This window comes from Burkholderia sp. Ed8 (genome assembly GCF_040761425.1).
Lineage (GTDB): Bacteria > Pseudomonadota > Gammaproteobacteria > Burkholderiales > Burkholderiaceae > Burkholderia > Burkholderia seminalis.
Map to the genome: position 1 here is coordinate 1275679 of NZ_CP142885.1, position 19105 is coordinate 1294783.

The following is a 19105-nucleotide window of genomic DNA, read 5'->3' on the forward strand; positions in this document are numbered from 1 at the left end:
TCGATCGAACGACGAGGAAGGCATGAACGAAGCGAAGAAGCTGCGCCGCACGTCGGCAGGCGGCTACGCGCGCGGGGACGAAACGCGGCAGCGGATCATCGAGGCGGCAATCGAACTGTTCGGCGAACGCGGGTTCGCGGGCGCGTCGACGCGCGAGATCGCCGCGATGGCGGGCGTGAACGCGCCGGCGCTGCAGTACTACTTCGAGAACAAGGAAGGCGTGTACCGCGCGTGCGTGGAGACGATCGCGGAGACCGGCTGGCAGGTGTTCGCGCCCGCGGTCGGCCATGCATGGGCGATGCTCGATGCGCACGCGGAGATCGACGTGCTGATCGATGCGTTCATCGGGTTGCTGCGCGCCCTGTCGGACCGGATGTTCACCGCGCCGAAGACGATGAATCAGCGCATGTTCTTTGCGCGCGAGCAGGGCGGCCAGGAGCCGGCGAGCGCGAGCGAAATCCTGATGTCGCGCATGCGCAAGCCGCTGAACGACGTGAGCGCCGCGCTGATCGGCCGCATTTCGGGGCGGCCGGCCGACGATCCCGTCACGCGGTTGCGCGCGCTGAGCCTGTTCGGGCAGCTCACGGTATTCCACATCGCGCAGCGTTCGGCGCTGCAGTTGCTCGAGTGGGACGCGTTCGAGGGCGAGCGTGCGGCGCTGCTGATCGAGACGATCGCCGACCAGACGCGCGTGCTGCTCGAGCAATGGCACGTGCAGCGCGACGCGCCGGCGGCCGGGCCGGAAAGCGCCGCGAAGCGCGCGCCGGGTGCCGCCGCGTCGAAACGCGCGGCGAAACCGGGAACGGCACGCCCTGCGGCGAAAAAGACGGCGCGCGTGAAGAAACCCGCCGCGCGTTGAGCGATCAACCCGGCTTGCGCCCCCCGTTGCCGGGCGACGGCGGCCGGGGCGGCGTGTCGGGCGCGGTGATGTCGTCGGTGGTGTGGTCGCCTTCATCGCTGCCGGCAGGCCGCGTTCCGTCCGCATAGGCAACCAGGCTGCGCTGCGGATTGGCGATCTGGATCCCGCGCTCGCGGAAGGTCTCCGCGATCCGCCGGTTGAATTCGCGCTGCACGCTCCAGCGCGCCGAGTCCGTGCACTGCATCTGTCCGGCCAGCGCGAGCGCCGCACCGTCGACCTGGTCGATACCCCAGTAGCTGAAGTCCGACAGGATGCCGTCGCGGTACGTCGGATCGTCGCGCAACGCGGCGCCGATTTCCTTCAGCGTCGCGATCGCGCGATCGATGTCCTCGCCGTACGCGATGCTGACCTTGACGGCCGCGTTGCCGAGCCCGCGATTCGTATTGTTGACGGTCGTCACCGAGCTGAACGGGATCGTATACAGCGACCCGTCGCCCGCGCGCAGCCGCACGGTGCGGATCGACAGGTATTCGACCGTGCCCGACACGCCGGCGAGCGTGACCCAGTCGCCGACCTGCATCGCGTTTTCCATCAGCAGAAAGATCCCGGTGATGAAATCCTGCACGAGCTTTTGCGAACCGAAGCCGAGCGCGACGCCGAAGATGCTCGCCCCGGCCAGCAGCGGGCCGATGTTCACGCCGAGTTCGCTGAGGCCCGTCAGCACGACGACGAGCGCGATCATCACGAACAGCAGCGAGCGCAGCATCGGCAGCAGCGTGCGCAGCCGTGCCGCCCGCACCAGGTTGCCTTCGCGCGTCCAGCGCTGCAGGCGGCGCTCGATCGCGATGTTCGCGGCTTCCCAGACGACGAGCGCGACGATCGCCGCGATCGCGATCGTCACCAGCGCCGACGCGAGGCGGTGGCCGATGGTGCCCGTCCCGAACGCGCGGAAGACCGGCACGCCCCAGATCTGCAGCAACAGCACGAGGGTCACGACGCCGATCGCGCCCGATACGATCTGGCGCAGCAGCGGGTAATAGCGGTATGCGTGCAGATGGACGAGCGTGCGGTCCTCGTCGCGGCGCTGGAACAGCCGCGCGAGCGCGCCGAACACGACGATCGACACCATCCGCATGCCGATCATCACGGCGATCGAGCGGCCGCCGAGCGTGATCAGCACGCGGTAGCCGTTGTGGACGTCGAGCGCCCACACGAACCACAGCGCCATCACGACGAAGACCGACACGGGGGCCCAGGCGTCCGCGAGCGCATTGGCGACCACGGCGAAGGTCGGGCGGTCGGCGCCGGCCGTGCGGATCCTTGCTGCGACCGGCCGGCGGCACTGCAGGATCAGCACCGAGATCATCACGTGCCCGGCGAGCGCGACGGCTTTCAGCAGCGCGACGTGGCCGGCTTCGCTGAGGCCGAAGCTTGCGGCGATCTCGACCGCGGCCGTGCAGGCGCCGACCACGATCACGATCCGCGCGATCGAGCGCTGCGCGAAATCGGCCCATGCGTCGCTGATATGCAGCAGCCGCAGCTGTCGCGCGTCGGGCTGGAAGAACAGCCGGCTGACGATCGTGACGAGCCGGCAGATCACGTAGGTGTCGATCAGCGCTTCGAGCGCGGATTCGATCGGCGCGCCCGTATCGCCGAGCAGCGACATCGCCAGGCTCGCGACGCCGACGAACACGAGCAGCGGCACCGCGCGCAGCCCCAGGCTGACGAGCGCGCGCGGCATCCGGTGCAGCAGCGTGGTGTGACGCCGCGCATCGCCTTGACCGTGGGATGAAGGCGGCGCGGCTTCGGCAGCGTCGGTGGCATCGGGTGGGGCGGATGAGTCCGGCGGTGCGTCGTCGTCGGGCGGGACGGAATCGGGCGCGGCGGTACGCGATGGGCCGGCGCGCCGCGCCGCGACCGCAGCCAGCGCACGCCGCAGCAACCGCCTCGCGAGCCATTCGACGAAGAGCGCGGGCACGAGCACGGCGAGGATGGTCCAGGCCGCGTGCGTGAGCTCGGCGCGCGCGTCGGCGCGCACCAGCCTGTCATGCCACCAGTTGCCGACCGAGCCGACATCGAGCAGCGAGTGCAACGATTCCTTCAGCGCGCTGCCGATTTCGGTGGTCCAGTGCGCCCCCTGGCGAACGAGCATCGACGCGAGCCCGTTCGACGTGAGCGCGGTCGGGACCGCGGCGGCCGATGCGCTGCTCGCCGCGGCCGCATTGCTGGCGGTGGCCGCGGGCGCACTCAGTACGCCGACGGCTGCGATCGCGCGCAGCGTCGTTTCGACCTGCGCGCGATCGCGGGGGTTTTCGAGCACATTGAGTGCCTGCTGGGCCTGTTGCGGCGTCAGCGCGGGCGCGGTGCCGGAAGCGGCCGAAGCGGCGGCCGGAGCGGGGGCGGCCGCATGGGCGGCCGACACGACGGCGGCAAGCAGCCAGCCGAGGAGGAAATGTCGCATGGAGTGGGCATGCGGGTGCGCATCGGGGCGCGGCCCGCCGGGCTGAACGATGGACGGAAGTTAACATGATCGCGGCCGGACGCGAATAGTTCCGTCGACGACGATTCGAATCGGGCATCCCCAAGGCGGCGCGGGCGTTTGCAGTGCGCTCGCGCAGGCAAATCTCCGGTGCCGGCTCCAGATGGTCCGGCAATCGGGCGGGCACGGCTTGCCGAATCGCAAGATGCCTGTCACGCCCGTTTGCCGTCGGGCACGGGCAATCCCCTGCCACGTGCGCATTCGCCCGATCATGTGCGACGCATCGGATAAATTCGGTTTCCTGATGAATCAGGCATGTTCGTCGTGAAAGACCGGCAGCACGTGTTCGGCGATTTCCTCGATGACCTCGCGCACGGGTCGGTCCGATCCCGGGTTCAGCGTGACATGATGCGTGCCCGCCGCACGCATGTCCTGCAGGATGTCGACCAGCGCACGGCGCCCGGTTGCGTAGCCGAGCGACAGCGCGGTGGCCGGCGCATCGGGGTCCGCGGCGAGGTCGAGCCGCATCGACACGCCGAACGCGCGAAATTCCGGCGCGGGAAGCCGGTCGACCGCCGCGCGCCACATCGAATGGCGGGCGCGCTGCGTGTCCGGATCGCGGTGGTACGTCATCCAGCCGATCGCGTGTCGCGCGATCCAGTCGACGCTTTGTCCGCCCGAGCCGACCGCGAGCATCGGCACCGCATCGTCGCCGCTCGGCAGCAGCGTGAATTCGGGGGCGTCGGGCGGCGCCTGGTCGGGCAGCACGCGTGACGGTATGCCCAGCGCGGCCGCGACGACCTCCCAGTGTGCGCGGTAGCGGTCGCGACGCGTTTCCGCGTCGATGCCGAACGCCGCGTATTCGGGCGGCCGGTCGCCGGAGCCGAGCCCGAGGATGAAACGTCCGCCCGACAGCGTCGCGACCGACAGCGCGCCTTTCGCGATGTGCAGCGGATGTCGCAGCGGCAGTACGATCGCGCCGCTTGCCAGTGCGATCCGCCGCGTGCGCGATGCCAGTGCACCGAGCAGCACCCACGGGTCGAGATGGCCGACCGGGTCCGGGTAGTCGGCGCTGTTCAACGGCACGTCGCGAATCCACAGTGCGCGAAAGCCGAGTGTATCGGCCAGCTCGGCGAGTTCGAGCTGCTCGTTGAAGTCGGCGACGATACGGCCGCTGCGGAGCAGCGGCAGCGTGAGGCCGATCGATAACCGTCCGTCCGAAAAGACGCGACGAGCGACGTCGGGGCGGGCAGGGGCGGGCGTGGTCATGGCGGATCCTCGAGGGCGATGCAAAAGCGGACGCGCGGCGTTCCGTGTCCGAATGCTAGCGTGTTTGCGCAACGCGCGAGCCGTGCGGCATGCGGCATGCGGCGTGCGGCGTCCGCGGCGCTACGCGATTCGCAGCGTCACGCCGCGTCGAGCGAGGCCGGGGCGCGACGATGGTAGGACGATTGTCCGCGGCGCGCGGACGCAACGCGCCGGTCCCCGCCCGGGTGCCCGCTGCAGCGCGACCACGCGCAAGGCCGGCCATCGCCCCGTGCCGGCGGGCGTTTCAGTTTCGAAACGTTCGCGCTTCCTGACGGTGCGCGATCCTTTCGGACCGCCTTGCAGGTGCCCGCGCGGCCTTGCCGCGCGAAGCATGGTGCGCTCCTTGCATATCTGTAGGGGCCGTGAGTGTGATCGCGGGGGCGTAGTCGGCCCGGCGATCGCTTCAGTAGGTCGGACGCATCGGAGACGGGGACAAGAGAATGAAAAGAGACCGAATCGCAACGTGGCGTGTTGCAAACATGAATCGCCGACCTGCCAGGGTATTCGCTTCGCCGTTACGTGCGGCGACGTGAGCGCGCGGCTTTCCGTTCCATCCGAGCAATCGGGTTCGTTCTGAACGACGACGTGCACGCGGGATGCACGAGGCCGACCGGCGACGGTCGGCCGTCGGGGATGAGCCCCGAATGCATGCGGATGGCCCCCGGCCTGGATCCCGGACCGTCATGCCGTCGCGCAACGCAAGTCGTCGCGTGGCGGATGCGTTCGCGCGCCGCGCGTTGCGGTATGGCGGACCTGACCCGGACCGCACGGAAGCGCCGGTGGCGCGACGCGGCGCAGCATCGTGGAACACGCGTAGTCCAGGGGAAGCGTTCGCCGGTGGCTGCATGGCGGACGTCGCAACTTTGTGCTGTCAGTTGATCCACTACCCCGATGGATCAATTGTTGAAGCGCCCATCGCCGAGCGGCGAATGGGCGTCTTTTTTTGTGCGCCGGTTTTGCGCCCGGGGCCGCCGGCCGGATCGGGCGGCGTTATGTATCATGTGTTGGCGCGCGGGCCGCTCGTGCGGTCGCACGGCCGGCCCGCGCGCCCGATCACGCGTTGCCAACATGAACGACACAGCCTTGCACGACTCCTCAACCGCCGGCGTCGACCCGGCCGCGCTCGACGCGCTGCACGCGTTCGTCGAGCGGCATCCGCGCCTGCTCGTGCTGACCGGCGCGGGCATCAGCACCGATTCCGGCATTCCCGGCTATCGCGACCGCAATGGCCAGTGGATGCGCTCGCCGCCGATCCAGCTTCACGAATTCCTCGGTTCCGATGCCGCGCGGCGGCGTTACTGGGCGCGCAGCATGATCGGCTGGCCCGTCGTCGGCCGCGCGCAACCGAACGGGTCGCACGCCGCGCTGGCGCGGCTCGGCGGCGCGGGCCGGATCGAGCGCCTCGTCACGCAGAACGTCGACGGCCTGCATCAGCGCGCGGGCAGCGACGACGTGATCGAACTGCACGGCGGGATCCACGGCGTGACCTGTCTCGAATGCGGCGCACACCATGCGCGTGCGACGATCCAGACGGTGCTCGAGGCCGACAATCCCGACCTGCTGGGCGCGCAGGCCGAGCCGGCCGCGGACGGCGACGCGCACCTCGAATGGGCCGCGCTCGACACGTTCCGGGTGCCGGCCTGTCCCGCATGCGGCGGCTTGCTGAAGCCGGCGGTCGTATTCTTCGGCGAGAACGTGCCGCGCGAACGCGTGGCGCTGGCGTCGCAGGCGCTCGACGCGGCCGATGCGCTGCTCGTCGTCGGTTCGTCGCTGATGGTGTATTCCGGCTACCGCTTCTGCGTGTGGGCGCAGGCGCGGCACAAGCCGGTCGCCGCGCTCAATCTCGGCCATACGCGCGCCGATCCGATCCTGACGCTGAAGGTCGAGGCGCGTTGCGCGCCGGCGCTCGACGCACTGACGGCCCGTCTGGGGCTTGGCGGCAACCCCGTGGAGCATGCATCGTGACCGGCGCCCCGTCTTCGTCCGATCCCGCCGCGCGGTTGCTGGCGCCCGCGGCCGAACGCAACCGCGGGCCGATCCTCGACGTATTGCGCCGCGTGCTGCCGGCGAGCGGCAGCGTGCTCGAAATCGCGAGCGGCACCGGCCAGCATGTCGTCCACTTCGCACAGGCGTTGCCGGGCCTGCGCTGGCAGCCGAGCGACCCCGACGAACAGGCGCGGCACTCGATCGCCGCGTGGATCGCGCATGCGGGCCTCGCGAACGTCGCCGGGCCGCTGGCGTTCGACGTGCGCGAGGCATCGTGGCCGGTCGCGATGCTCGACGCGATCGTCTGCATCAACATGATTCACATTTCTCCGTGGGCCTGCACGGAAGCGCTGTTCGCGGGCGCGGCGCGGCTGCTGCGGCCGGGCGGCGTGCTGTTCCTGTACGGTCCGTACCGCCGCGAAGGCCGGCACACGGCGCCGTCGAACGAGGCATTCGACCTGCAGCTGCGCAGCCGCGACCCGTCGTGGGGCGTGCGCGATCTCGAGACCGTCGTCGCGCTCGGCCTCGATCGCGGGCTCGACTGTATCGAGGTCGTCGAGATGCCGGCGAACAACCTGAGCGTCGTGTTCCGGCGGTTGCCGCACGCGGAGCAATGACACGCCGGCGCGCATCGACGCCGGGTTTCCACTATCCTTTCGCCTGTGCGCGCGGCCCGGTTCGGGTCGCGCCCCGTTTTTTCCGGAGAATTGACTAATGGGCAAACAAGCAATCGGTGTGATCGGACTTGCGGTGATGGGCCGCAATCTCGCACTCAATATCGAGAGCCGCGGTTACGCGGTGTCGGTGTACAACCGCAGCCGCGAGAAAACCGACGAACTGATCGCCGAATTCCCCGGCCGCAACCTGGTGCCGACCTATACGCTCGAAGAATTCGTCGCGTCGCTGGAAACGCCGCGCCGGATCCTGATGATGGTGAAAGCCGGCGAGGCGACCGATGCGACGATCGCGTCGCTCAAGCCGCTGCTCGAGAAGGGCGACGTGCTGATCGACGGCGGCAATACGCACTTCACCGACACGATCCGCCGCAACCAGGAACTCGCGCAGTCGGGCCTGCACTTCATCGGCACCGGCGTGTCGGGCGGCGAGGAGGGCGCGCTGCGCGGCCCGTCGATCATGCCCGGCGGCCAGCGCGACGCGTACGACCTCGTCGAGCCGATCCTCAAGCAGATCGCCGCGAAGGCGCCGTCGGACGGCGAGCCGTGCGTCGCGTACATGGGCCCGGACGGTGCGGGCCACTACGTGAAGATGGTCCACAACGGTATCGAATACGGCGACATGCAGCTGATCGCCGAAAGCTACTCGGTGCTGAAGGACGTCGCGGGCCTGACCAACGACGAACTCGGCGCGGTGTACACCGAATGGAACCAGGGCGAACTCGACAGCTACCTGATCGAGATCACGTCGAAGATCTTCGGCAAGAAGGACGAGGAGACCGGCAAGCACCTCGTCGACGTGATCCTCGATCGCGCCGCGCAGAAGGGCACCGGCAAGTGGACGAGCCAGAACGCGCTGGATCTCGGCGTGCCGCTGCCGCTCATCACCGAGTCGGTGTTCGCGCGCGTGCTGTCGTCGCTGAAGACCGAGCGCGTCGCGGCCAGCAAGATCCTGTCGGGCCCGGCCGCCGCGCCGTTCGACGGCGATCGCGCCGCGTTCGTCGAAGCGGTGCGCCGCGCGCTGTACCTGAGCAAGGTGATCTCGTACGCGCAGGGCTTCGCGCAACTGCGCACGGCGTCGGAAGAGTACGGCTGGAACCTCGATCTCGGGACGATCGCGAAGATTTTCCGCGCGGGCTGCATCATCCGCGCGCGCTTCCTGCAGAAGATCACCGACGCCTACGCGAAGGATCCGGCGCTCGCGAACCTGCTGCTCGACCCGTACTTCAAGGACATCGCCGCGAACTACCAGACGGCGCTGCGCGACGTCGTGGTCGCCGCGGTCAAGGCCGGCGTGCCGGTCCCGGCGTTCGCGTCGGCGGTCGCGTACTTCGACAGCTACCGTTCCGAGCGGCTGCCGGCGAACCTCGTGCAGGCGCAGCGCGACTTCTTCGGCGCGCATACGTTCGAGCGTACCGACCAGCCGGGCAGCTTCCACGCGAACTGGTCGTAACCGGCGCGCGGGGGCGGCATTGTTGCGAAAATCTATTCTTTGAATAGGGTTTTTCTATCCCGGATGCCGATATTGTTGGCTCCGGGGAAACAGTGTTTTCGTTCTTTCATGGTTTTCCCTAGGTGCTGCCGGGACTAAACTCTGTTCCATCGCTGCAGACATGGTGTGTGCGGCGGAGCAAAAAAATCCCGGAGGTAATCATGAAATCGCTGATCGCAACGTTCGCCGCAGCTGCTGTCCTCGCCGTTCCCGCTGTCTCGTTTGCCCAAAACGCGCCCGTCACCCGTGCACAGGTGAAGGCCGATCTCGTCGCCGTCCAGCAGGCCGGCTACAAGCTGGGCAGCGACCGCACGAACTACCCGGAAGGCATCCAGGCTGCCGAAGCACGTCTGAACCCGCAACAAAACGTTGCCGCTGCCGACACGACCGGCTACGGCGCGCAACCGGCCGCCGCGCAAGAATCGGGCGCTCCGGCTGCTGCAAAGACCGGCTGGCAAGTCAAGCGTATCGCTGACGGCGCACCGGTCTACAAGGGTCGTTAATGGTGCGGCCGCCCCGGCGGCCGGATCCGACCCTCTGTAGTACAAACAGCCCGTCGTTCCATCATGCGGAACGGCGGGCTGTTTTCATTGGCGGCGCGTGACGCGCCGGCGCTCAATGCAGCGGGCGGCGGCCGCGCCCGATATCGCGGAACAGCGCTTCGGCCGGTTCCAGCACCTGCAGCCACGTTTCGTCGTAGCCGCTCAGCGTGTCGAGTGCGTCGCGCAGCCGTTCGATCGCGAGGATCGGCAGCTCGACGCTGTGGCGCGTGGCGCCCGTCATGTGCGCGACGCTCGCCAGCTGGACGAGCGCATCGGCCGCTTCGGCGACATCGGTCGCGAACAGCAGGTGCCGGTTGAGCAATTCGACCAGGCCGCTGGAGCCGGCGAAATCGTCGGCGTCGAGCTGCACGGAAAGAAACGTCGCGTTGTTCATTGTCATGCTCCTCGTTGTCATTGGATCGCGCTGCATCACCGAGTATAGGCGGCGATCGAAGCGGGGAATGTGACGGCGACGGGATGGGCTGCGCATGCGGCGGCGCGGGTGGAAAACCCGCCCGAAGCCCGCTTGAAGCCCGCCGGACGGCCCGCCCGGCGCGGCTCGCAGGCCGCCGCCACGCCCGTGCGGCGCTGCAAGATTGTTGCCGGAACCGGCAGCCGACGCGGTCCTGACCGCGACAAATGGTATCTTTGCCGGTCGGGACGACACTGGAAAGTGCGAAAAAGGGGCCGGTGAGCCCCTTCGCGCGGACGTTCCGCTGTGGAAACTGACGGCCGCGCGAGCGGTCGGATACTGATTGGTCCGGCCGTCCGGCCGGACATCGTGCGTCGCGCACCGGGGGGCGGTGGGCGGCGTCGCGACGCAAATCCGGGAGGACCCTTGAGAGAAACTATTCCCATCCACGATGCGCTGACGCGCTGGTTGCCGCAGGCGGCGCTCGTCGCTGCCGCCGTCGCGCTGTCGGGCTGTACGCTGACGCCGTGGACCGACAACTGGCAACCGGCGCGCCAGTCGACCCCGATGTCGGCTGCGACGCCGGGCGTGATCGCCGGCTATTACCGCGTGAACCCGGGCGATACGCTCGCGGGCATCGCGAGTGCCTACGGGCAACGCGTGCAGGACGTGGCCAGCTGGAATCACATGGCGCCGACCGACGCCGTGTCGCCCGGCCAGGTGCTGCGCGTGGCGCCGCCGTCCGCCGCGCCGTCGCCCGGGCAGCCGCCCGCCGCGGCCGCGCCGGGCTCGCTCGCGTGGCCGGCAACCGGCGTCGTCGCGACGCCGTTCGCGGCCGGCAAGACACGCGGCGTCGTGATCGCCGCGTCCGGGCCCGACCACTCGGTGCGGGCCGCGGCGAACGGGCGGGTGGTTTACGCCGGGTCCGGCGTCAAGGCATACGGCCCGCTCGTGATCCTGAAGCACGACAACGGCCTCATCACGGCCTACGGGCACAACGGCAAGCTGCTCGTCAACGAAGGCGACGCGGTTCGCCAGGGCCAGCCGGTCGCCGAGATGGGCACCGACGCGAGCGGTCGATCGACGTTCGAGTTCGAAGTCCGCCAGAACGGCAAGGTCGTCGATCCGATGAACTTCCTGCCGCGCAACGGCGGCTGACGGCCTGCATGACCCCGTGTGCGCCGGGCGGCGCACACGCTCCCGCCTTCATCCTTCCCCGAGCGTCGCGGTACCGGACTGTCTAGCGTGGTTGCCGAGCCAGCGGATACCCAGCGCGAGCGCCGCCGCGCCAAGCGCGATCAGCGAACACTGGATCGCGACCGGCAGGTAGCCGTGCGGCCGCGGATCGACGAACGGGTAGGGATACCAGTTCTCGAACGCGCCGCGCACGAGCGTATAGCCGAGATAGACGACCGGAAAACCGAGCCACGCGAACGCGCTGCTTCGCGCGATCGGCCGGCGCGGTTCCACGTACAGCCAGTCGCACAGCATCACGAGCGGCACGATCCGGTGCAGCACCCAGTTGTTGAACGCAGGCGTGACATGGCGCAGCGCATCGAGCCGCGCCAGCAGGAGTTCGTAGACGATCGCGGTGATCAGCACGTACAGCACGGCGGCGCCGCGCATCGATTCGTAGCGGGCCGAGCCGGGGCGGGCGATGCGCCAGAGTCCCGCGGCCAGCATCGCGGCCGCGTAGAGGCTGCTCAGTTGCGTGAAGTAGCTGAGATAGTTGCCGAGATGGAAGTCCGGCAGGCGCCAGTAGTCGGCGACGCTGTGTAGCGTGGTGGATACCGCGAGCAACGCGGCGGTCAGCCGATAGGCCGCAACGAAGAACGCCTTGCTCATGATGCCCGCGCGCCGTCGCACCAAAGCTTCATCGTGCCACAGCCGTTTGCGTGCGCGATGCGGACTTTCCATATGAGGGGCGCGCCGGCGATTCGTCGGATATTTGACCGCGCCGCGTAAAACCGGACGCCCGTGCGGCTACAATCGCGAAAGCTTTGTCGGGCGCGGGGCCGCTTGCCGCCCGCGCGCCTCCCCGCATACAACACGAGACGACGCATGAGAAACATCCTCGCGAAACAGACGCGCTACAGCTCGCCCGCGATCTTCTTCCACTGGGCCATCTTCGTGCTGGTGGCGCTGGCCTACCTGGCCATCGAGATCCGCGGCCCGAAGGGCAGCGACAGCCGCGCGTTCTGGATGAACGTGCACCTCACCGCCGGTACGTTCGTGCTCGTGCTGTCGGTGCTGCGCGTGCTGTGGCGCGTCGTCAGCCGCGTGCCGGAAGCGGTGCCGCAGGCGGCGCTGCTGCGCTGGCTGTCGAAGCTCGCGCATGTCGCGCTCTACGTGTTCATCCTCGCGCAGCCGCTGCTCGGCATCATGATGATCAACCTGGGCGGCAAGCCGGTGTCGCTCGACTGGCTCGGCGTGTCGTTCACGCTGGTCGGCCCCGATAAGGCGCTGCGGCCGACGATCAAGGAAGCGCACGAACTGATCGGCAACGCGTTCTACTTCGTGATCGGCCTGCATGCGCTGGCCGCGCTGTACCACCACTTCATCCGGCGCGACGACGTGCTGCGGCGCATGGCGCCCTGATCGCCTCATGCGTGGCGCGTCTCGCAGGCGGGGGCGCATGGTTGTGTCGACAACCATGCGCCCCCGCTCCGTTTACCGGCATGGGTGACTGGCCATCGCGGTGAACATTCTGTAACATCTCGGCTGCTTTTACATTCCGCTTACTCGCCGCTGCGCATGCTGCATCGACATCGTCACCTGACCGCCTGGCTCGGCGTGCTCGCGATCTGGATCGCGATCGCGGCGCCGCTGGTGTCGCAGTGGCGCATCGCGCAGGCGGCCACGCCGGACGCAATCGTCTGCAGTACGGAGCATGGCGCGCATCGGCCGTCCGATGCGCGCGGCATGCACGATCATGCGCTGCATCTCGACGCGTGCGGCTACTGCGGTTTCTTCGCTCATAGCCCCGCGCTCGGCGCGCCTGCCGCCGCGTCGTTCGCTTCCGTTCCCGCCGTTTCCGTTTCCGCCGCCGCGCCGCCTGTCGTCGCGGCGCGCGCCGACCGCTATCCGCGCGCGTATCCACGCGCACCGCCCGAGCGCGCCTGACGCGCTGTTCTCCGTTCCTACTCCCGCCGATATCCGTGCGGCCCGTCGCGGCCGCGTGGAGGGCGTCACTCGGGCTTTCGATCATGACCCATTTCCAGTTGCGTGCGCCGCGGGCGCCACGCAATACCCGTGCGCGGCGCGTGCCGCGAATGTTGAAACTTGCCGTGCCTTCGCTGGCCGTCGGCGCGCTGGCCGCGACTGCCGCGACTGCCGCGACTGCCGCGGCAGCCGAAACGGCGCGTGCGGACGTCGCGCCCGTGAACGAGTCGGCCGCGCCGCTGCCGCCCGTCGAGGTCGTCGCGTCGCCGCTGTCGACGCCGCTCGTCGTCGTCACGGATCCGAAGGCGCCGCGCCAGCCGCTGCCCGCCAGCGACGGCGCGGATTACCTGAAGACGATTCCCGGCTTCACGTCGATCCGCAGCGGCGGCACGAACGGCGACCCCGTGCTGCGCGGGATGTTCGGTTCGCGGCTGAACATCCTGGCGAACGGCATGCCGACGCTCGGCGCATGCCCGAACCGGATGGATGCGCCGACGTCGTACATCGCGCCGGAAAGCTACGACAAGGTCACCGTCGTGAAAGGGCCGCAGACCGTGCTGTACGGTCCCGGCGCATCGGCCGGCACCGTGCTGTTCGAGCGCGTGACGCCGCGTTTCGAGCGGCCGGGCATGCGCTTCGACGGCAGCCTGGTCGGCGGATCGTTCGGCCGCAACGACCAGAACCTCGATCTGACGGCCGGCACGCCGGACGTCTACGGCCGCGTGAGCGCGAACCACGCGCATTCGCAGGACTACAAGGACGGCAACGGCAACACGGTGCCGTCGCAGTGGGACAAGTGGAACGCCGACGCGGCGCTCGGCTGGACCCCCGACGACCACACGCGTGTCGAGCTGACCGCCGGCACCGGCGACGGCTATGCGCGTTACGCGGGCCGCGGAATGGACGGTGCGCATTTCCGCCGCGAGACGTTCGGGCTGTCGTTCGACAAGCGCCACCTCGGCGACGTGCTCGACCGGATCGAGGCGCGCGTGTACTACAACGAAGCCGATCACGTGATGGACAACTACACGTTGCGGCAGCCCGACCCGTCGAGCAGCATGCCGATGCGGATGGCGGCCGACGTGCGGCGCCGTACGGTCGGGGCGCGCGCGGCCGCGACGTTCCGTTTCGGCGACGACTTCAAGCTCGTGACGGGTGTCGACGCGCAATCGAACCGGCTCGACTCGCGCTCGTCGATGGGGCAGCAGAACTACCGCGACCAGCCGTGGGACGCGCAGGCGACGATGTGGAACGCGGGCGCGTTCGGCGAGCTGACGTGGTATGCGAGCGAAGTGTCGCGCGTGATCGGCGGCGCGCGCATCGACTACGCCGGCGCTCGCGACAAGCGCGCGATGAAGAGCGGGATGATGATGAGCAAGCCGAACCCGACCTTCGACGACGATCGCTCGCGCGTGTTGCCGAGCGGCTTCGTGCGCTACGAGCGCGATCTCGCGTCGCTGCCCGTCACGTGGTACGCGGGGATCGGTCATGCCGAGCGTTATCCCGACTACTGGGAACTGTTCTCCGCGACGCGCGGGCCGGCCGGTTCGGTCAACGCGTTCTCGGCGGTGCAGCCGGAGAAGACCACGCAGGTCGACATCGGCGCGCAGTACAAGAGCGACCGGTTCGACGTGTGGGTGTCGGCGTACGCGGGCTACGTGCAGGACTTCATCCTGTTCAACTACGCGGCCGGCATGATGGGCGCGACCACGCAGGCGACCAACGTCAACGCGCAGATCATGGGCGGGGAAGCGGGCGTGTCGTGGCGGCCGGTGGCGCCCTTGCGCGTCGAGACGTCGCTCGCGTATGCGTGGGGGCGCAACGTGGCGAGCGGCGATCCGCTGCCGCAGATGCCGCCGCTCGAGGCGCGCATCGGGCTCGAATACACGCGCGGCGCATGGTCGGCCGGCGGCCTGTGGCGGATCGTTGCGCCGCAGCATCGTTATGCGCCGAACGAGGGCAACGTGGTCGGCAAGGACTTCGGCCCGAGCGCCGGATTCGGCGTGCTGTCGCTGCACACGCAATACAACGTCAGCAAGACCGTGCAGGTCTCGGTCGGCGTCGACAACGTGCTGAACAAGGCCTACACCGAACATCTGAACCTTGCCGGCAACGCGGGCTTCGGCTATCCGGCGAACGCGCCGGTGATGGAACCGGGCCGGACCGCGTGGGTGCGCGTGAGCGCGAAGCTGTAGCGCGCGGCGCGTGTGCATTGCAGCATGCCTGCGCGTAAACGCGGCCCCGCCCGAACGGGCGGGGCGCGTCAACCGATTAGAGAACCGTATCTAGTCAGGGCGCAAACGTTCGCGACTCGTGATTCACTCCCGCATTCGACGCACACGATGCGCGCGATGCGGCGTGCGTGTCGATCCGGTGTCATTCGCACCGGCAGCACAATAATCAGGAGAACATGCATGGCCAGATCGATGCGTTCCAGGGTAATGGCAGGGGCAGTGGCATGCGCGATGAGCGTCGCACCGTTCGCGGCGACGACCGCGCTGACGACACTCGCGACGACGCGCTCGGCGATGGCGGCGACCGCGCCCGCCGACAACTACGCGGCGACGCGTTATCCGATCATCCTCGTGCACGGGCTCACGGGCACCGACAAGTACGCCGGCGTGCTCGAGTACTGGTACGGCATCCAGGAGGATCTGCAGCAGCACGGCGCGACCGTCTACGTCGCGAACCTGTCCGGCTTCCAGAGCGACGACGGCCCGAACGGCCGCGGCGAACAGCTGCTCGCCTACGTGAAGACGGTGCTCGCCGCGACGGGGGCGACCAAGGTCAATCTCGTCGGTCACAGCCAGGGCGGGCTGACCTCGCGCTATGTCGCGGCCGTCGCGCCCGATCTCGTCGCGTCGGTGACGACGATCGGCACGCCGCATCGCGGCTCGGAATTCGCGGATTTCGTGCAGAGCGTGCTCGCGTACGATCCGACCGGGCTGTCGTCGACGGTGATCGCCGCGTTCGTCAATGTGTTCGGGATCCTGACGAACAGCAGTCACAACACGAACCAGGACGCGCTCGCGTCGCTGAAGACGCTGACGACCGCGCAGGCGGCGACCTACAACCGGAACTATCCGAGCGCGGGCCTGGGCGCGCCGGGCAGCTGCCAGACCGGCGCACCGACGGAAACGGTCGGCGGCAACACGCATCTGCTGTATTCGTGGGCCGGTACCGCGATCCAGCCGACGCTTTCCGTGCTCGGCGTGACGGGGGCGACGGACACGAGCACCATTCCGCTCGTCGATCCCGCAAACGCGCTCGACCTGTCGACGCTTGCCCTGTTCGGCACCGGCACGGTGATGATCAACCGCGGGTCGGGCCAGAACGACGGGCTCGTGTCGAAGTGCAGCGCGCTGTACGGCAAGGTGCTGAGCACGAGCTACAAGTGGAACCACATCGACGAGATCAACCAGCTGCTCGGCGTGCGCGGCGCGTATGCGGAAGATCCGGTCGCGGTGATCCGCACGCATGCGAACCGGCTGCAGCGCGCGGGCGTGTAATCGATGACGGCACGTGAAGGGCGCGCGCCGCTGGCGCGGCGCGCAGCGGTCTACGGTGTCGTGGGGCTGGCGGCGATCGCCGCCGTCGCGATGTGGAGCGGAGCGGGCCGGCATCAAGGGGCGGTCGCCGCCGGTGACGCACCGGACGCGGCGGTGACGGGCGCGGCTGCCGCCTCGCCGCAGGCGGCCGTGCCGGCGAGCTCGGGCCTGCCGCCGTCGCTGGCCGGTTCCAGCGCGCCGCGGCTGCCGCTCGACGCCGGCGGCCATCTCGCGAAGTCGCGCGCGGTGCGCGATTTCTTCGACTATTGCCTGACGGCGCAGAGCGATTTGAGCGCGACCGCGCTCGATGCGTTCGTCGCGCGTGAAATCGCCGCGCAGCTCGACGGCACGGCGGCGCAGGCCGAGGCGCTCGACGTGTGGCACCGCTATCGCGCGTATCTGGATGCGCTCGCGAAACTGCGCGATGCCGGCGCGGTCGACAAGTCCGACCTGGGCGCGCTGCAGCTCGCGCTCGATCAGCGTGCGTCGATCGCGTATCGCACGCTCGGCGACTGGAGCCAGCCGTTCTTCGGCGCGGAGCAGTGGCGGCAGCGCTACGACCTCGCACGCTTGAAGATCACTCAGGATCGCTCGCTGACCGATGCGCAGAAGGCCGAGCGGCTCGCGGCGCTGGAGCAGCAGATGCCGGCCGACGAGCGGGCGGCGCAGCAGCGGATCGACCGGCAGCGCGCCGCGATCGACCAGATCGTTCAACTGCAGAAGCGCGGCGCGACACCCGACGCAATGCGCGCGCAGCTGACACAGACGCTCGGCCCCGAGGCCGCCGCGCGCGTCGCGCAGATGCAGCAGGACGACGCGTCGTGGCAGAGCCGCTACGCGGACTATGCGGCGCAGCGCGCGCAGATCGAATCGGCCGGCCTGTCGCCGCAGGACCGCGACGCGCGGATCGCCGCCTTGCGGCAACGCGTGTTCACGAAGCCCGGCGAAGCCGTGCGCGCGGCATCGCTCGATCGCGGGGCCGGCAGCATGCAATGACGCGGGCGGCCCTGGGTGGGGGCGGTCTGATGCGGCCTTATGCGGCCTTATGCGGCGCGTGTGATGTCGCGCGGCAGATGTTGCTCGATGGTATCGGCGAGCGTGTCGAACGCGGGCCCGATGCTTTCGTGCGGGACGCACGCATAGCCGAGCAGCAGGCCCTGCCGCGCGGTGTCGAGGTTGCTGTAGTAGCTCGTGAGCGGCCGAACGATCACGCCCGCGTCGAACGCGCTCTGCGTGACCGCGCGATCGTCGCACGCGTCGGGCAGGCCGAGCACCAGATGCAGGCCGGCCTCGTCGCCCATCACCGGGAGCGCGTCGCCGAAGCGCGTGCGGATCGCGTCGATCATCAGTTGCCGGCGCTCGCCGTACAGGGTGCGCATTCGTCTGACGTGCGAGGTGAGGTGACCGTCCATGATGAATTCGGCGAGCACGGCCTGCTGCATCAGCTGGCCTTCGCGGTACAGCTCGGACAGCCCGGTGCGGAACGTATCGACCAGATGTTCGGGCACGACCATGTAGCCCATCCGCAGCCCCGGGAACAGCATCTTGCCGAGGCTGCCGACGTAGATCACGCGGCCGCCGTCGTCGAGCCCCTGCAGCGACGCGAGCGGCCGGCTGCCGTAGCGGAATTCGCTGTCGTAGTCGTCCTCGATGATCCAGCAGCGGTGCTGGCGCGCGTATTCGAGCAGCATCCGGCGCCGTGCGAGGCTCATCACCATGCCGAGCGGGTACTGGTGCGACGGCGTGACGAGCACGAGCCGCGGCGGATGCTGCATGTCGCTCGCGCGCGGGTCGAGCCCTTCCTGGTCGACCGGCACCGGGGCGAGCGCGAGGCCGGCCGCCTGCAGCACGCTGCGCACGCCCCAGTAGCACGGCTCCTCGACCCACGCGCGATCGCCGATGTCGGACAGCAGCCGCACCGCGAGATCGATCGACTGGTGGATGCCCGTCGTGATGATCACCTGGTCCGGCGAGCATTTGACCGAGCGCGCGACGCGCAGGTAGTCGGCAAGCGCGCGCCGCAACGGCCGGTAGCCGCCGCCCGGCGCGTACGTCAGCAGCTCGGGATTGGCTTCCTTCCACAGCCGCGCCTGCAGGCGGCTCCACGTGCGGCTCGGGAATTCCGACACGTCCGGCACGCCCGGCATGAACGCACCCCACTGGCGCCGCGATACGCCCGCGTGCGCGATCAACTGCCGGCCGCGCGTCGACAGGCTGCCCTGCGCGTCCGGCGGCGGCAGTCCGTCGGCGGCCGATGGCGGCGGCGCCGCGCCCGGTGCATGGATCGCCGCGGCGTCAGGCCGCGTGTCGGCCACATAGGTGCCGCTGCCGGTCGTCGTCAGCACGTAGCCTTCTGCCGTCAGCTGGTCGTACACGTGCAGCACGGTATTGCGCGCGATCGACAGGTCGCCCGCGAGCGTGCGCGAACTCGGCAGTTTCGTCCCTGGCCCTAATTCCCCTGTCAGGATGGCCTGCTGCATCAGCTGCAGCAACTGCCGGTACATCGGCTCCGGCGAGCTGCGGTCGAGACGGCCGGAGAGCCAGTCGGCGACGATCACGGTATCCAAAGTGGTCCTACTTGGAATATTGAAATGGTTCCCTAGTATAGAACCGTGCGCACCGTATAGTGGCTCGCATCTCAAA

General features: G+C 69.0%; 16 protein-coding genes. 11 read left to right on the forward strand and 5 right to left on the reverse strand.

Annotation, left to right across the window (positions count from 1 at the left end):
- Positions 1-22: 22 nt before the first annotated feature.
- On the forward strand, positions 23-859 hold the full coding sequence (locus VXM69_RS05980; RefSeq protein ID WP_049032077.1) for a CerR family C-terminal domain-containing protein: 837 nt from the start codon (positions 23-25) through the stop codon (positions 857-859).
- 4 nt (positions 860-863) lie between these two features.
- On the opposite strand, the gene VXM69_RS05985 is transcribed toward VXM69_RS05980, so the two are convergent.
- Both VXM69_RS05985 and VXM69_RS05990 read right to left on the reverse strand, forming a co-directional pair.
- Positions 864-3320, reverse strand: coding sequence for a mechanosensitive ion channel family protein (locus tag VXM69_RS05985; RefSeq protein ID WP_367189155.1), 2457 nt, complete (start codon positions 3318-3320; stop codon positions 864-866).
- 327 nt (positions 3321-3647) lie between these two features.
- A complete protein-coding gene (locus VXM69_RS05990) occupies positions 3648-4607 on the reverse strand; it encodes an LLM class oxidoreductase (protein WP_124668836.1) in 960 nt (319 codons plus the stop codon).
- 1107 nt (positions 4608-5714) lie between these two features.
- Between VXM69_RS05990 and VXM69_RS05995 the strand changes: the two genes are divergently transcribed.
- From VXM69_RS05995 to VXM69_RS06010, 4 genes are all read left to right on the forward strand, one after another.
- Positions 5715-6611 carry an NAD-dependent protein deacetylase gene (locus tag VXM69_RS05995; protein WP_034185767.1) on the forward strand — a complete coding sequence of 299 codons (897 nt, stop codon included), beginning with the start codon at positions 5715-5717 and terminating at the stop codon, positions 6609-6611.
- On the forward strand, positions 6608-7249 hold the full coding sequence (locus VXM69_RS06000) for a DUF938 domain-containing protein (protein WP_367189156.1): 642 nt from the start codon (positions 6608-6610) through the stop codon (positions 7247-7249). The genes VXM69_RS05995 and VXM69_RS06000 overlap by 4 nt, the downstream gene beginning before the upstream one ends.
- A 97-nt stretch (positions 7250-7346) precedes the next feature.
- Positions 7347-8759, forward strand: coding sequence for an NADP-dependent phosphogluconate dehydrogenase (gene gndA / locus VXM69_RS06005; RefSeq protein ID WP_049031130.1), 1413 nt, complete (start codon positions 7347-7349; stop codon positions 8757-8759).
- A 200-nt stretch (positions 8760-8959) separates the two neighbouring features.
- Positions 8960-9301 carry a DUF4148 domain-containing protein gene (locus VXM69_RS06010; protein WP_034185770.1) on the forward strand — a complete coding sequence of 114 codons (342 nt, stop codon included), beginning with the start codon at positions 8960-8962 and terminating at the stop codon, positions 9299-9301.
- A 112-nt stretch (positions 9302-9413) separates the two neighbouring features.
- Here the strand turns inward: VXM69_RS06010 and VXM69_RS06015 are convergent, their stop codons facing one another.
- Positions 9414-9734 (reverse strand): hypothetical protein, encoded by a 321-nt coding sequence (locus VXM69_RS06015; protein WP_034185771.1) that lies wholly within the window; start codon positions 9732-9734, stop codon positions 9414-9416.
- A 444-nt stretch (positions 9735-10178) separates the two neighbouring features.
- Between VXM69_RS06015 and VXM69_RS06020 the strand changes: the two genes are divergently transcribed.
- Positions 10179-10910, forward strand: a complete 732-nt coding sequence (locus VXM69_RS06020; RefSeq protein WP_059558375.1) for a LysM peptidoglycan-binding domain-containing M23 family metallopeptidase — start codon at positions 10179-10181, stop codon at positions 10908-10910.
- Between the two features lie 48 nt (positions 10911-10958).
- Here the strand turns inward: VXM69_RS06020 and VXM69_RS06025 are convergent, their stop codons facing one another.
- Entirely contained in the window at positions 10959-11597 is a 639-nt protein-coding gene (locus tag VXM69_RS06025) for a Pr6Pr family membrane protein (RefSeq protein ID WP_034185978.1), read from the reverse strand.
- Positions 11598-11813: 216 nt separating this feature from the next.
- Here VXM69_RS06025 and VXM69_RS06030 point away from each other — a divergent pair, with 216 nt between their 5' ends.
- The 5 genes from VXM69_RS06030 (at position 11814) to VXM69_RS06050 (ending at position 17458) form a co-directional block, all read left to right on the forward strand.
- Positions 11814-12350, forward strand: a complete 537-nt coding sequence (locus VXM69_RS06030; RefSeq protein ID WP_034185773.1) for a cytochrome b — start codon at positions 11814-11816, stop codon at positions 12348-12350.
- Positions 12351-12506: 156 nt separating this feature from the next.
- Complete coding sequence (locus VXM69_RS06035; RefSeq protein WP_200087979.1) at positions 12507-12875, forward strand: DUF2946 domain-containing protein; 369 nt, start codon at positions 12507-12509, stop codon at positions 12873-12875.
- 83 nt (positions 12876-12958) lie between these two features.
- Positions 12959-15109: a TonB-dependent copper receptor gene (locus VXM69_RS06040; RefSeq protein WP_367189157.1), complete on the forward strand. Its 2151-nt coding sequence runs from the start codon at positions 12959-12961 to the stop codon at positions 15107-15109.
- A 219-nt stretch (positions 15110-15328) separates the two neighbouring features.
- Positions 15329-16423 carry a triacylglycerol lipase gene (locus VXM69_RS06045; RefSeq protein WP_367189158.1) on the forward strand — a complete coding sequence of 365 codons (1095 nt, stop codon included), beginning with the start codon at positions 15329-15331 and terminating at the stop codon, positions 16421-16423.
- 3 nt (positions 16424-16426) lie between these two features.
- Positions 16427-17458: a lipase secretion chaperone gene (locus VXM69_RS06050; RefSeq protein WP_367189159.1), complete on the forward strand. Its 1032-nt coding sequence runs from the start codon at positions 16427-16429 to the stop codon at positions 17456-17458.
- A 47-nt stretch (positions 17459-17505) separates the two neighbouring features.
- Here VXM69_RS06050 and VXM69_RS06055 read toward each other — a convergent pair whose 3' ends face one another.
- Entirely contained in the window at positions 17506-19029 is a 1524-nt protein-coding gene (locus VXM69_RS06055; protein WP_034185778.1) for a PLP-dependent aminotransferase family protein, read from the reverse strand.
- Positions 19030-19105: the final 76 nt, after the last annotated feature.

Excerpts from the sequence above, each read along its gene's own strand:
- VXM69_RS05980 (WP_049032077.1), top strand. The coding sequence starts at position 23 with ATGAACGAAGCGAAGAAGCTGCGCCGCACGTCGGCAGGCGGCTACGCG.
- VXM69_RS05985 (WP_367189155.1), bottom strand. The coding sequence starts at position 3,320 with ATGCGACATTTCCTCCTCGGCTGGCTGCTTGCCGCCGTCGTGTCGGCC.
- VXM69_RS05990 (WP_124668836.1), bottom strand. The coding sequence starts at position 4,607 with ATGACCACGCCCGCCCCTGCCCGCCCCGACGTCGCTCGTCGCGTCTTT.
- VXM69_RS05995 (WP_034185767.1), top strand. The coding sequence starts at position 5,715 with ATGAACGACACAGCCTTGCACGACTCCTCAACCGCCGGCGTCGACCCG.
- gndA (WP_049031130.1), top strand. The coding sequence starts at position 7,347 with ATGGGCAAACAAGCAATCGGTGTGATCGGACTTGCGGTGATGGGCCGC.
- VXM69_RS06010 (WP_034185770.1), top strand. The coding sequence starts at position 8,960 with ATGAAATCGCTGATCGCAACGTTCGCCGCAGCTGCTGTCCTCGCCGTT.
- VXM69_RS06015 (WP_034185771.1), bottom strand. The coding sequence starts at position 9,734 with ATGAACAACGCGACGTTTCTTTCCGTGCAGCTCGACGCCGACGATTTC.
- VXM69_RS06025 (WP_034185978.1), bottom strand. The coding sequence starts at position 11,597 with ATGAGCAAGGCGTTCTTCGTTGCGGCCTATCGGCTGACCGCCGCGTTG.
- VXM69_RS06030 (WP_034185773.1), top strand. The coding sequence starts at position 11,814 with ATGAGAAACATCCTCGCGAAACAGACGCGCTACAGCTCGCCCGCGATC.
- VXM69_RS06035 (WP_200087979.1), top strand. The coding sequence starts at position 12,507 with ATGCTGCATCGACATCGTCACCTGACCGCCTGGCTCGGCGTGCTCGCG.
- VXM69_RS06040 (WP_367189157.1), top strand. The coding sequence starts at position 12,959 with ATGACCCATTTCCAGTTGCGTGCGCCGCGGGCGCCACGCAATACCCGT.
- VXM69_RS06045 (WP_367189158.1), top strand. The coding sequence starts at position 15,329 with ATGGCCAGATCGATGCGTTCCAGGGTAATGGCAGGGGCAGTGGCATGC.
- VXM69_RS06050 (WP_367189159.1), top strand. The coding sequence starts at position 16,427 with ATGACGGCACGTGAAGGGCGCGCGCCGCTGGCGCGGCGCGCAGCGGTC.